The organism is Vibrio sp. 10N.286.52.C3 (assembly GCF_041468865.1).
Taxonomy (GTDB): Bacteria; Pseudomonadota; Gammaproteobacteria; order Enterobacterales; family Vibrionaceae; genus Vibrio; species Vibrio crassostreae_C.
The window spans coordinates 63,201-76,026 of sequence record NZ_JBFRJM010000054.1 but is presented as its reverse complement, the minus strand read 5'-3'; the positions used below and the strand labels follow the sequence as shown (position 1 = coordinate 76,026).

The window sequence follows — 12,826 nt, the reverse complement described above, 5'->3', positions numbered from 1 at the left end:
CCTGTCACTTGCATTGAAAACGAATTCTGGAGATATCATGAGCAACGAAGAAAACAAAGTAACCGAAGCAGAGCTAGATCAGATCATCGCTGAAGCTGAGAAAGTTGAAGAAGCTGAACTGAATGAAGACGCTGCTGATGAGCAGGAAGCAAAAATCGCTCAACTGGAAGCTGCACTGCTTTCTAGCGAATCTAAAGTGAAAGAGCAGCAAGATTCTGTTCTTCGCGCGAAAGCTGAAGTTGAAAACATGCGTCGCCGTAGCGAACAAGAAATTGATAAAGCGCGTAAATTCGCTTTGAACAAGTTTGCTGAAGGTCTGCTTCCTGTAATCGACAACCTAGAGCGTGCAATGCAAGCGGCAGACGCTGAAAACGAAGTGGTTAAGCCACTGTATGAAGGTGTTGAGCTAACGCACAAAACGTTCGTAGACACAGTTGCTAAGTTTGGTCTTAAAGAGATCAACCCTGAAGGTGAAGCGTTCAACCCTGAATTCCACCAAGCGATGTCTATTCAAGAAAGCCCAGATCACGAATCGAACACGGTTATGTTTGTGATGCAAAAAGGCTACGAACTAAACGGTCGTGTGGTTCGCCCAGCGATGGTTATGGTTGCTAAGTAATGACGAATTACGTTGCCAAGTGATTGACTAGTGCATTGACTGAGTTAGTCGCAGCGACAAAATAAATCACTGGTTTGCGTAAAATAAAAAGAGAGGTATAGGCCTCTCTTTTTTTGTGCCTATAACTTGAGAGTCTACGTAAATAAGCATCAAAACCGCATTAAGAATGTCGTTCTTTGTATTTCATTCAGATCAGCGATTTAGAGTTTTGTGTTATGAAACTTGTTGTTATTGAGTAAATGTTTTGATGTCACATTTGTGATGTTTTTGTAAATAAATACTTTTAATTGTTATCTTTGTATGTAAAATCCACTGCCATATAGCGATTTTGGTCGCATATATAACTATAAAAGTACAAATTTCAAACACAACAAACTGGAGAAGAACGATGGATAAATCGCTCTCAAGTAAAATTTTTGTAGGCTTGTTCGCCGGTCTACTTATTGGTACTGCTATTCAGTACCTATTCAGCGGTATTGCTATTTTTGATACGTATCTACTTGGCGCTGCCGAAGGTGCTGGTGGTATGTTCGTATCTCTTATCAAATTGCTTGTAGTTCCTCTTGTTTACGTATCTATTGTTTGCGGTATTGTTGAGCTAAAAGATATTCGTTCATTTGGTCGTCTTGGTGGTAAAACCTTTGGTCTTTACATTATTAACACCATCATCGCGATTTCAGCAGCGCTAACGATTGGTCTTATTTTCCAACCAGGTGCAGGTGCGAACCTTGCGGGTACGGTTTCTGAGACAATTGCGCTTACAACAACTGAAACACCAGACATCTTCTCTCTTGTTGTTAACATCGTTCCTAGCAACCCTGTAGAAGCGTTCGCAAGCGGCGACATGCTACAAATCATCTTCATGGCAATTTTGACAGGTCTTGCTATTCAAGCGCTTGATTCTCGTGGTGGCCCAGCTATCAAGACATTCAAGATGGCTAACGAAATCATGATGAAGCTTATCGGCCTAGTAATGAGCTTGGCGCCTTACGGTGTATTTGCTCTGATGATTCAACTGGGCGCAACACTGGATGCAGACACGCTAATGTCAGTTGCTGGCTATGTGGCGCTTGTGGTTGCAATGCTTGTGTTCTGGATTTTCTTCTTCTATCCAATGATGGTTGGTTCATTCACTGGTATTTCTCCAAAGCAGTTCCTACGTGCAACTCGTGAGCAAGTTCTATTCTCACTATCTACAGCAAGTTCGAATGCAACAATCCCAGTAACAATGCGTACTCTTACTGACAAACTAAACGTATCTAAGTCAGTAGCAGGTTTCGGTGTACCACTAGGTGCAACAATGAACATGTCTGGTGTATCTATCTACATCGCACTAGCAACTATGTTCGTAGCAAACGCGTTTGGTCAGCCAATCAACACTGCTGATATCTTCACTCTTGGTCTAACTATCCTGCTACTGTCTATCGGTGCTGGTGGTGTTCCTGGTGGCGGTGTTGTGATGGTAGGTGTTCTATTGCACCAACTAGGTTTACCACCAGAAGGTCTAGCGATTGTTGCTGCTGTTGACCGTATCTGTGACATGTTCTGTACTTCTTCAAACGTAGTGGGTGACACAGCGGTGAACACTATCGTTGCTAAATCTGAAAACGAAATTGGCGTTGAAGCTAACGAAGAAGCTGAGCTGCAAAAAGCAGAAGTTTAATTCTTAATTAAGACTCAATAACTGCGAAGCCCCGCTCAACCAGAGCGGGGCTTTTTTATTTCTGCTGTTGGGTACTTTGGGCTGTCTGCTGCTGAGTTAAAAGAGGGGGCTATGTTGGTGCGAAGTCTCATTTTTTCTTTTTACTCGCGCTGAATGGGTCATCAGTTTTCAATATTTAATATAGATCACATATAATAATACAATATTATTTTATTGTTCTGGCAACCTACATTATGACGACATAAAGGAAACCAAATAATGAAGTTGTCTTACCTAAGCTTACTGACTGCTAGCCTCTTAGCGGCTCCCGCTCTTGCTTCTAATCACGATATTGGTCAACAGTTCAATCTTGATCCAGCAAAAGCGCCTGCACAAAACTTCGATTTATCTAAATGGAAAATTAACCTACCGGAGCTAACGACAGAAGGCTCTAGAAAAGGCAAAACATTGGAGATCGGTAAGCAAGAGTTGTCGAATGTAGACACACCTTACGTTCATCCTAAATGGTTCTACACTGATGCCGAATCTGGCGCGATGGTGTTTGTGGCTCCGAATACAGCACCAACGACACCAAACAGTAAGAATACGCGCAGTGAGCTAAGAGCGATGCTGGCAGACAGCTACTCGGCGCCGAGCAACAATTTCGTGATTTCAAGCCATGAGAATGCAGAAGAGTTTGGTTCTATCGGTGGTCAAATGACGGCAACACTTTCTGTTGATCAGGTGAGTACCAGCGGTAGCTACAAAAAAACAGGCGCATTCTCGGTAGTGATCGGCCAAATTCATGGTTCAGACAATGAGCCACTGAAAATTGTTTACCGCAAGTTGCCAGAACATGAGCATGGTTCGTTAACGTGGAACTATGAGTTAAACCCGCCGACAGAGATGAAAAACGCGAAGGATGAAAACGGAAAGAAACTTCGTAAAGACATTCGCCATGATGTATTTGGTCAATACAATCTGAAAAAAGGCAGCTCGGACCCTGCTGATGGCATCAAGCTAGGTGAAGTGTTCTCATACGATGTGAATATCAAAGATAACATCATGCACTTAACCTTTACTAAGAATCCAAACTCAGCCGATCCTATTGTGAAGACGTATGATGTTGATTTGGCTAAGGGTAAGTATCAGGGGCATGATATCGACCTTGGTTATGGACAGGACTGGATGTACTTCAAGGCGGGCGCATACAATCAATGCAACACTAAGAAGTCGAGCTCAGCCTGTGAATGGCGTGGTATGGAAGCGGGTGATTACACTCAAGCGAGCTTCTACCAGTTAGTGCTCAACCAATAATATGGCTGAATCAGTCACCATTTGAACAATATTTAACTGATTAATATCTATTTGAAAAAGACCTTCCACATGAAGGTCTTTTTTTATGGCATCTGGAATAGGGTTGAGGTTTCAATGTGGCGACAAATGCGAGAGTTTCTCAACATTGGAGCCTTAATTGGCAAGGGATCGGTCACTTTTTACCTTTATGTAAAAAGATACGGGAAAAAATAGATTTTTTTTACTTATTCCCTTGAAAACCAGTTTGCAGCCCTTATCTATGGTGCATACGAAAGCAAATTACATTTGCACTTAAATTTTGTGTATTAGGGTTGAATCCCTGATTACCGCCCCCCACATATGTGGGTATAGCAAAAAACTAATATAGATTATATTTCGGAGATAGCCTGATGGGTCGAATCATTGGTATTGATTTAGGTACTACTAACTCTTGTGTTGCTGTTTTAGACGGCGACAAACCACGCGTACTAGAAAATGCTGAAGGCGAACGCACAACAGCATCGGTAATCGCATACACTGACGGCGAGACGCTAGTTGGTCAACCTGCGAAACGTCAAGCAGTTACTAACCCTCAAAACACGCTATACGCAATTAAGCGTCTAATCGGTCGTCGTTTTGAAGATGAAGAAGTTCAACGCGATATCGAAATCATGCCTTTCAACATTGTTAAGGCTGACAACGGTGATGCATGGGTTGAAGCGCAAGGCCAAAAAATGGCTGCTCCTCAAGTATCTGCTGAAGTTCTTAAGAAAATGAAGAAAACAGCTGAAGACTTCCTAGGCGAAGAAGTAACTGGCGCAGTAGTAACTGTTCCTGCTTACTTCAACGATGCTCAACGTCAAGCAACGAAAGATGCTGGCCGTATCGCTGGTCTAGATGTTAAACGTATCATCAACGAACCAACTGCTGCTGCTCTAGCTTACGGCCTAGACAAGCAAGGTGGTGATCGCACTATCGCTGTATACGACCTTGGTGGTGGTACATTCGATATCTCTATCATCGAAATCGATGAAGTAGAAGGCGAGAAGACTTTCGAAGTTCTTTCAACTAACGGTGACACTCACCTTGGTGGTGAAGATTTCGATAACCGCATGATCAACTACCTAGTAGATGAGTTCAAGAAAGAGCAAGGTATCGACCTTAAAGCTGATCCACTAGCAATGCAGCGTGTTAAAGAAGCAGCAGAAAAAGCGAAAATCGAGCTTTCTTCTACTACTCAAACTGACGTAAACCTACCTTACGTTACTGCTGATGCGACTGGTCCTAAGCACATGAACATCAAAGTGACTCGTGCGAAGCTTGAGTCTCTAGTTGAAGACCTAGTTCAACGTTCTCTTGAGCCACTAAAAGTTGCTCTAGCGGATGCTGACCTATCTGTAGGCGAAATCACTGACGTTATCCTAGTTGGTGGTCAAACTCGTATGCCTATGGTTCAAGCTAAAGTAACTGAATTCTTCGGTAAAGAGCCACGTAAAGACGTGAACCCTGACGAAGCTGTTGCAATGGGTGCTGCTGTTCAAGGTGGTGTACTAGCTGGTGACGTTAAAGACGTTCTACTACTAGACGTTACTCCTCTATCTTTCGGTATCGAAACGATGGGCGGCGTGATGACTAAGCTTATCGAGAAAAACACAACTATCCCTACTAAAGCGGATCAAGTGTTCTCTACAGCTGAAGACAACCAAAACGCAGTAACTATCCACGTTCTTCAAGGTGAGCGTAAGCAAGCGACTTACAACAAGTCTCTTGGTCAGTTCAACCTAGAAGGTATCCAACCAGCACCACGTGGCATGCCACAAATCGAAGTAACATTCGACCTAGATGCTGATGGTATCCTGAACGTATCTGCTAAAGATAAAGCGACGGGTAAAGAGCAGAAGATCACTATCCAAGCATCAGGCGGCCTGTCTGAGGAAGAGATCGAAGCAATGGTACAAGAAGCAGAAGCTAACAAAGAAGCGGACAAAAAGTTCGAAGAGCTAGTAACTGCACGTAACCAAGCTGACCAAATGATTCACGGGACTAAGAAGCAAGTAGAAGAAGCTGGTGAAGCTCTACCTGCAGACGAGAAAGCTAAAATCGAAGCGGCTATCACGGCACTAGAAGAAGTTAAGTCTGGTAACGACAAAGAAGCTATCGACGCTAAAGTTCAAGAACTTATGCAAGCAGCTCAAAAGCTAATGGAAATTGCTCAACAGAAAGCTCAAGCTGAACAAGCTGGTGCTGACGCTGGTGAACAACCTAAGCAAGACGACGATGTTGTTGATGCTGAGTTTGAAGAAGTTAAAGACGACAAAAAGTAATTTTTCGTCGCTATAACACGTGATTTCTACGTCGAAGGTACTCACTTACATCCGTAAGCTCCGTGCCTTCTCCTTGAACTAACGTGTTTTAGCTTAGAAAAGTCGTTTTTCGATTTCTAAATATACGGGCGTCAGAGGTAACTCTCACGCCCGTAAATTTGTATTTAGACTTGTCGATCTAGATAATAGCTTTATTCGGCGTTTCAGCCGGCAGAACTTTTATCTAGATTGATACACAGACTACTGAAGTGATCATTCGGTAGTAGCAATTATTTTGGTGACCTAGAACATGTCAAAACGTGATTTTTACGAAGTATTAGGCGTAAGCCGCGATGCATCAGAGCGCGATATTAAAAAAGCGTACAAACGCTTAGCGATGAAATTCCACCCGGACCGTAACCAGGGTGACGAGACCGCAGCAGATAAGTTTAAAGAAGTAAAAGTAGCGTACGAGATCCTAACTGACTCTCAAAAGAAAGCAGCTTACGACCAATACGGCCACGCAGCTTTTGAACAAGGCGGCATGGGCGGCGGCGGCGGTTTCGGCGGCGGTGGCCAAGGTGACTTCGGCGATATCTTCGGTGACGTATTTGGCGACATCTTCGGCGGCGGTCGTCGTGGTGGCGGTCAACAGCGTGCACAACGTGGTTCAGATCTACGTTACAACATGGAACTTTCTCTAGAAGAAGCGGTTCGTGGTGTTTCTAAAGAAATCGAAGTACCAACACTTGTAGAGTGTGATACGTGTGACGGCAGCGGCGCGAAAGCGGGTTCTTCTGCACAAACGTGTGGCACTTGTCATGGCCACGGCCAAGTACAAATGCGCCAAGGTTTCTTTGCGGTTCAACAGACTTGTCCTACTTGTAACGGTAAAGGCAAGATCATCAAAGACCCATGTAACTCATGTCATGGTCAAGGTCGCAAACAGAAGACGAAAACACTTAACGTTAAGATCCCTGCTGGTGTTGATACTGGCGATCGTATTCGTCTATCAGGCGAAGGCGAAGCGGGAGAGCAAGGCGCTCCAGCTGGCGATCTGTACGTACAAGTACACGTAAAAGAACACAACATCTTTGAGCGTGACGGCAACAACCTTTACTGTGAGGTTCCAGTAAGCTTCTCAATGGCTGCTTTAGGCGGTGAAGTTGAAGTTCCAACACTGGATGGTCGTGTAAACCTTAAAGTGCCAGAAGAAACACAAACGGGCCGTATGTTCCGTATGCGTGGCAAAGGCGTGAAAGGCGTTCGTGGCGGCGGTGTGGGTGACCTAATCGTTAAGCTAGTGGTTGAGACTCCAGTTAAGCTAAGCTCTCGCCAAAAAGAACTACTGCGTGAATTCGAAGAAACATGTTGTGGTGAAGCGGCAAGCAAGCATAAGCCAAAGTCTGAAGGTTTCTTTAGCGGCGTTAAAAACTTCTTCGATGACCTAACTAAGTAATCAATTTATTGATGTCTTAGGTTATTGATGCCTTGAGTTTTTAATGATTTAAGTTATTGATAAAGTTGGAAAAGCCTGCTCGTTTAGCAGGCTTTTTTGTATCTGTAGATCAGGGGAAAAGAAGCTCGAGAAGAAAGAGTCGAGATTTATCAGATAAATTCTAGAGCCCTTTGGTGGTTGCTCTTGTTACTTCCAACACGTTTCTGGCTCCGAAATGCCCGAGTGGTGCAATTCCAACTTATCGGTATTCGAGTCAAAACATTCATCATTTACTTGCTGCGAAAGCGGTTCCGCTTGAATTGAATAGGTGGTGCTACTCGCAGAGATCGCTAGCGTGTATCGGCTAGTATCGGTATCGCAAAACAAGCATGTCCCTCCTGAAATAATATTCTCCGCTGCCGACGCATAGTTCCCTGTGTATAGAGTTTCTATCTCCAGTTGCATCTTGGTTAAGTCGGCCATCGCTGTAACTCGATGTGCCTTGATAACATGGTTGGTATAACTTGGATACGCAATGGCGCCGAGTATCCCCACGATGGCAACCACAATCAATAACTCGATCAATGTCATCCCTTTTACGCGCGTGTTGTTGCTGTTGCATTTATTTTTTCGAATCATCACGAGGACTTCCTTTTCACTTATCTGGCTATTTTTCCTTAGTGTTAGCATGTGCGCAAGGTTGAGTACGGTTGCTCAAGTTATTACATAGGAATTTGGGAAATGACTCGCGGGTTTACGCTATTAGAGCTGCTGATTACTGTAGTGGTGCTTTCAGTGCTACTGGCTGCGGCTGCCCCTAGTTTTAGTTCTTTGTTGGCTTCTTCTAAACTGCAGCGCTTAGCCCCTGAGGTTCATAGTTTTCTTATTACTGCCCGATCAGAAGCGGTCACTCGTAACCAAGAGCTTTATGTTTTGTTCTTGGTTTCAGGTGCCTTAGGTGGAACCGAAAGTTCTGATGGTGATTGGGATATGGTGTTGAGCAGTTCAACATTTTACGTTTCTGATAATGTACTTATGCATCTTGAAGGTTCGGCATATAGAGGTATAAAAGTAGACTTTAATTTCTCCAATAGTACTTCAATTGCGATCGATAACGTCAGGGGACGTTTTCGGGACGGTAATGTTTCACTCGCCTCCACGAATGCGCTGTCGGATGTACTTTCAATCATCGCATCGAAAACGACAGGGCGGATCCGAATTTGCAGCAGTGACCCAAACAGCGATGGGCGCAATAGCATAGGTCATTATGGTTATGAGATCTGTGGCTAGGAGTGTTCAAGGTAGTACCTTGGTCGAAATGTTAGTGGCCTCTGTGATCGGTGTGATTGTTATCGGTACTATCGGCTCGGTATTTGTTACCAACCAACGTTTGAGTTCAGAAAAGAGCTTGGAGCTGCTCTTATCTCAGAACCTATTCGCTACTACTCAAATGATGAAAGAGGAGCTCTGGCGAGCCGGTTATGATGCAGACTCTGGACAATCAGTGAAGCTATCGGGCGCTGCCAATACGATTTATACCTTTCAATCCAGTGCCAGTGAATCTTACGTTGGTTTTGTTTATCGACAAAACAGCGCATCTTCGGCCTATCGAAACATTGTCTATCAATTTAAGGGTAATAAGCTGAACTATTGCCAAGAAGAATCTTCTTATTTATTAGATATCACTCAGATTACGTCATCTGGTTTGGGAGCAATGACATGTGAAAGTTTGTTTTTCGAAAAGCAAATAGAAGTAGAACTTTTTTTGGTTTCTGTAACTGAGTTATCTAACAGTCTGGCAACCTCGCAAAGAGTCGATATCGCTCTAGAAGCTTCTCTTGTGAATGCAGATGAAAGTCAGAGAGTAGTGACTTCAGTGGTACAAAGGAATTGGCAATGATGCGATTAAAGCAAAATGGAGCGGTAACACTACTTCTAGTCAGTATTCTATTGATTGGTGTGCTGATCGTTTCTCTTGGTAGCTTTAAAACCACTTTTTACCAAATAAAGCGTGCTCAAAACGAGGTTCAAGCTCGCAAAGAACATTGGACCGCCGAGGGGGGATTGGAGTGTGGTCTAAGCGTTATTATTGAAAACAGCAGTACCGCGATCCCAGGTGATCTCCTGGATTCCTGTAGCAACAAGCTTTCTTCATTAGATAAATCATCCGATAACGCTAATATCCTTGTCTCAACCGCCAACAGAACATCGATTAATAAAGAAATTCGATTTTCTAATGATTCGGGTTTGGGGGCCATACAAGCAATATCGGCTCTCGAAATTATTTCCGAGGACATCATGGATATCGACCCTGAACTCAGTGAAACCAGTAACAACGGTGTATATGAGTGTGTGGCAGTTCGGTTTTTCGACTCTGTTATACACACCAAAGGTACAGGGGGGAGCTTAACCACCGTTTCTAATCCTGAGAATGCACCTGCAGATTTTAGCGCTTGTAAAGATGCGGTAACTGACTTGAGTGAGAGTGCAACGATTACCGCATCGGGTAGTGATCCTAGCGGTGCTTTTATGAGTGATTACGTTCATGACACCAATCTAAATGGTTTCGAAAACTACTTCGGGGTAAAGAAAACAACGGACAATATCAACGCCCTTAAAAGTAATGAATATGAGGTAATAAACCTATTAGAGACGGATTCTCACGGGAATACCGTGCATGTAGATTTCGATTCAAACACAAATAAATACGTGGGCAAGGAGTGCAGTACTCGAATCAATGATGCCTTTTCAGCTGGTAAAACTAAGGTGTGGGTCATTGGGGACTGTGTAGTTTGGCACCCAGCCATTAATATTGTGGATAGTGCAGGAACGATCACACCACGATCTTTAGTGGTCGAAAATGGGATTTTCGCAAATGGAAACGCCAGTGTACTTGATGGTGCTTTTTATCACTTGAATGACATGAGTGTCTTCAAGGACGCTTCAGGTGCTGAAAACAACACGGACTTTCTTGCTGATAGTTGGGATAAGTTACCAGCAACGATGGATTACTCTTTATTGGTTAAAGAAAATAGTACCTATATAGCTAACGCTTCCTTCTTCCCTAAAGGAGGCATATTTTTGGATTCAATCGGGGGGCTTTCTACGATTAAAGGCTCGATGAATCTAGATTATCGAGGAGAATACAACCCGCATGATGAACCTGTCGAAATACAGTGGAAAAAGGGCTCATGGAGTGATTTCTAACCAGCGTGGTTTTAGTTTACTTGAAGTACTTATCTCTTTTCTACTGGTGGGCGTGGCCGCGTTAGGCATGGTCAAGCTGCAGACCTACACTGAGCAGAAAGCCGACTATGCGATTCAGAGTATCGAAGCGCTGCATTTTGCAGAAAGGCAGATGGAGTATTATCGAACTCGGGCGTCTAATGCGAGTGGGGCGGTAGGTTTAATTCCTTTTTCGGAACTAAATCAGGCGAGTCATTGTCTCAACACAGCAAGTTCAGATCCTTTATCCGGTTTGTCGGGGTCTGCCTATGCCATGACTTGTGAAGTGACTAATGCAAACGGTGCTCTGTCTAGCGCATTAAAAAGCATTACTGTCACAATTGCATGGCAAGATCGTATGAACCACGCACAAAGTATTTACCTCGAAACTATGCTCTCCAAATACAGTGAGTTTGATTGACCCTCAAGCAAACGTTTACTGCATGCCAAGGCTCATGCTACCCCTTTTACTGATAATTTTCACTCCTCGGACATTGTTTACGTGCTAGTTAAAACTCTGTATATGGAATGGTGTTTTTTATGTTTTTATATTGTTGTGGTTGTATGGTATTTTTGCAAAATATGTCTCCATTTATGGAAAATTAGGTGGAATCTTGTGCTTTTTAACAACGACTTTAATAGAATATGTGCTGTACCAATAGGCCGTGGTCAAAACTTATATTAGGCCTAAACAAAACAACATCACATATGGAGTTACAATGAGTAACCAAGCCGTAAAAAAAGCACCATCGACTGAGAAGATCAGTGGTATGGACCGCTTTCTAAACTTCATTGAACGCGCCGGCAACAAAATTCCAGATCCAGCAATCCTGTTCTTCTGGGCTCTAGTTATTGTATGGGTAGCATCTGCACTTTTATCGAATCTTTCATTCGACTTAATCAACCCTCAAACGGGTGCTGCTCTTGAAGTAAACAACCTACTAACTGGTGAAGCGCTTGCTAGCTTCCTAGCGAATATGGTTACCACGTTCACAGGCTTCGCACCTCTAGGCATCGTACTTGTTGCTATGCTAGGTGTTGGCGTTGCAGACTCTTCAGGCTTCATTACGACTGGCCTTAAGAAGATGCTTAACTTCACGCCAGCTAAGCTACTAACGCCGATGCTAATCTTGGTTGCTATCGTGTCTCACACAGCAGCTGATGCAGGTTACGTTCTAGTAATCCCTCTTGGCGGTATCATCTTCCACGCTGCGGGTCGTCACCCTCTAGCGGGTATTGCAGCAGCGTTTGCTGGTGTATCAGGTGGTTTCTCAGCGAACTTTATCCCTTCAGGTATTGATCCGCTACTAGCTGGTTTTACTCAAACAGCGGCAAACGTTCTTGACCCTGCATATGTGATCAACCCTCTAGCGAACATCTTCTTTACTGGTTTGTCTTCAATTCTAATTGTGGCAATTGGTTGGTACGTTACAGAGAAAATTATCGAGCCTCGTCTTGCTAATACGCCTGTAGATGAAGATGCAGAACAAGCACCTGATCTAGGTACGTTCACAGCGATTGAATCTAAAGCATTCAAATTCGCTGGTTGGGCAATGGTTGCAGGTATTGGTCTGCTTATCGCAGCTTTGGTTCCTGAAAACTCAGCACTTCGTTCACCTGAAGGCGAATTAACGGCGTTCTCAGCACCAGTAATGAAGTCTATCGTTCCTCTGATCTTCATCCTGTTTATTATTCCGGGTATCGTCTACGGCCGTGTAGCGGGTACATTCAAGAATAGTAATGATGTTATCAAAGCAATGTCTGAGACGATGGCAACGATGGGCGCATACATTGTAATGTCGTTCTTCTGTGCTCAGTTCCTATCTGCATTCGCTCAATCAAACATCGGTACTATGCTGGCACTTTACGGTGCTGAAGGCTTGAAAGCGATGGACCTTCCAGGTGAAGCAACGGTTGTTGGTATGATTCTACTAACGGCTGCAGTTAACCTTCTTGTTGGTTCTGCTTCAGCTAAGTGGGCACTGATTGGTCCTATCCTAGTTCCAATGCTAATGGTTGTGGGTATCTCTCCTGAGCTATCTCAAGCGGCTTACCGTGTAGGTGACTCAGTGTCTAACATCATCTCTCCACTAATGGTGTTCTTCCCACTGGTTGTTGTTTACTGTCAGCGCTACGTTAAGTCGACAGGTATCGGTACTCTAGCTTCTCTAATGATGCCATTCTCGATTGCGATGTTAATCGGTTGGTCTATCTTCTTGCTAGCTTACTGGGCTCTTGGTATCCCACTAGGTATCCAAGCACCTTACACTTACACAATGTAAGATTGAACTAAGCAAAACTAA

11 protein-coding genes are annotated in these 12,826 nt (G+C 43.7%); 10 read left to right on the top strand and 1 reads right to left on the bottom strand.

The features are described 5' to 3' along the window. The first annotated feature begins 37 nt into the window (after positions 1–37). From grpE to dnaJ, 5 genes are all read left to right on the top strand, one after another. Positions 38–619, top strand: coding sequence for a nucleotide exchange factor GrpE (grpE, locus tag AB4138_RS17225; RefSeq protein ID WP_017069543.1), 582 nt, complete (start codon positions 38–40; stop codon positions 617–619). 388 nt (positions 620–1,007) lie between these two features. Then, on the top strand, positions 1,008–2,282 hold the full coding sequence (locus AB4138_RS17220) for a dicarboxylate/amino acid:cation symporter (RefSeq protein ID WP_371722135.1): 1,275 nt from the start codon (positions 1,008–1,010) through the stop codon (positions 2,280–2,282). A gap of 258 nt (positions 2,283–2,540) precedes the next feature. Next, positions 2,541–3,578 (top strand): polysaccharide lyase family 7 protein, encoded by a 1,038-nt coding sequence (locus AB4138_RS17215; RefSeq protein WP_372306956.1) that lies wholly within the window; start codon positions 2,541–2,543, stop codon positions 3,576–3,578. A 389-nt stretch (positions 3,579–3,967) separates the two neighbouring features. Then, complete coding sequence (dnaK, locus tag AB4138_RS17210) at positions 3,968–5,881, top strand: molecular chaperone DnaK (RefSeq protein WP_019823919.1); 1,914 nt, start codon at positions 3,968–3,970, stop codon at positions 5,879–5,881. Positions 5,882–6,170: 289 nt separating this feature from the next. Beyond that, on the top strand, positions 6,171–7,319 hold the full coding sequence (gene dnaJ / locus AB4138_RS17205; RefSeq protein WP_048608049.1) for a molecular chaperone DnaJ: 1,149 nt from the start codon (positions 6,171–6,173) through the stop codon (positions 7,317–7,319). A 186-nt stretch (positions 7,320–7,505) separates the two neighbouring features. Here the strand turns inward: dnaJ and AB4138_RS17200 are convergent, their stop codons facing one another. Then, positions 7,506–7,937, bottom strand: a complete 432-nt coding sequence (locus AB4138_RS17200; protein ID WP_372307040.1) for a type IV pilin protein — start codon at positions 7,935–7,937, stop codon at positions 7,506–7,508. A gap of 102 nt (positions 7,938–8,039) precedes the next feature. Here AB4138_RS17200 and AB4138_RS17195 point away from each other — a divergent pair, with 102 nt between their 5' ends. The 5 genes from AB4138_RS17195 to AB4138_RS17175 all read left to right on the top strand — a co-directional run bounded on the left by AB4138_RS17195 (position 8,040) and on the right by AB4138_RS17175 (position 12,805). Then, a complete protein-coding gene (locus tag AB4138_RS17195) occupies positions 8,040–8,588 on the top strand; it encodes a Tfp pilus assembly protein FimT/FimU (RefSeq protein WP_372306952.1) in 549 nt (182 codons plus the stop codon). Beyond that, positions 8,572–9,198 carry a PilW family protein gene (locus AB4138_RS17190; RefSeq protein ID WP_029236419.1) on the top strand — a complete coding sequence of 209 codons (627 nt, stop codon included), beginning with the start codon at positions 8,572–8,574 and terminating at the stop codon, positions 9,196–9,198. The genes AB4138_RS17195 and AB4138_RS17190 overlap by 17 nt, the downstream gene beginning before the upstream one ends. Next, positions 9,195–10,505 (top strand): hypothetical protein, encoded by a 1,311-nt coding sequence (locus AB4138_RS17185; protein ID WP_017059873.1) that lies wholly within the window; start codon positions 9,195–9,197, stop codon positions 10,503–10,505. The genes AB4138_RS17190 and AB4138_RS17185 overlap by 4 nt, the downstream gene beginning before the upstream one ends. Next, positions 10,495–10,944: a prepilin-type N-terminal cleavage/methylation domain-containing protein gene (locus tag AB4138_RS17180; protein ID WP_017059874.1), complete on the top strand. Its 450-nt coding sequence runs from the start codon at positions 10,495–10,497 to the stop codon at positions 10,942–10,944. The genes AB4138_RS17185 and AB4138_RS17180 overlap by 11 nt, the downstream gene beginning before the upstream one ends. Positions 10,945–11,242: 298 nt before the next feature. Then, positions 11,243–12,805 carry an AbgT family transporter gene (locus tag AB4138_RS17175; RefSeq protein WP_136982763.1) on the top strand — a complete coding sequence of 521 codons (1,563 nt, stop codon included), beginning with the start codon at positions 11,243–11,245 and terminating at the stop codon, positions 12,803–12,805. Positions 12,806–12,826 lie beyond the last annotated feature (21 nt).

Coding starts and splice junctions, on each gene's coding strand:
- grpE (WP_017069543.1), top strand. CDS start 38: ATGAGCAACGAAGAAAACAAAGTAACCGAAGCAGAGCTAGATCAGATC.
- AB4138_RS17220 (WP_371722135.1), top strand. CDS start 1,008: ATGGATAAATCGCTCTCAAGTAAAATTTTTGTAGGCTTGTTCGCCGGT.
- AB4138_RS17215 (WP_372306956.1), top strand. CDS start 2,541: ATGAAGTTGTCTTACCTAAGCTTACTGACTGCTAGCCTCTTAGCGGCT.
- dnaK (WP_019823919.1), top strand. CDS start 3,968: ATGGGTCGAATCATTGGTATTGATTTAGGTACTACTAACTCTTGTGTT.
- dnaJ (WP_048608049.1), top strand. CDS start 6,171: ATGTCAAAACGTGATTTTTACGAAGTATTAGGCGTAAGCCGCGATGCA.
- AB4138_RS17200 (WP_372307040.1), bottom strand. CDS start 7,937: ATGATTCGAAAAAATAAATGCAACAGCAACAACACGCGCGTAAAAGGG.
- AB4138_RS17195 (WP_372306952.1), top strand. CDS start 8,040: ATGACTCGCGGGTTTACGCTATTAGAGCTGCTGATTACTGTAGTGGTG.
- AB4138_RS17190 (WP_029236419.1), top strand. CDS start 8,572: ATGAGATCTGTGGCTAGGAGTGTTCAAGGTAGTACCTTGGTCGAAATG.
- AB4138_RS17185 (WP_017059873.1), top strand. CDS start 9,195: ATGATGCGATTAAAGCAAAATGGAGCGGTAACACTACTTCTAGTCAGT.
- AB4138_RS17175 (WP_136982763.1), top strand. CDS start 11,243: ATGAGTAACCAAGCCGTAAAAAAAGCACCATCGACTGAGAAGATCAGT.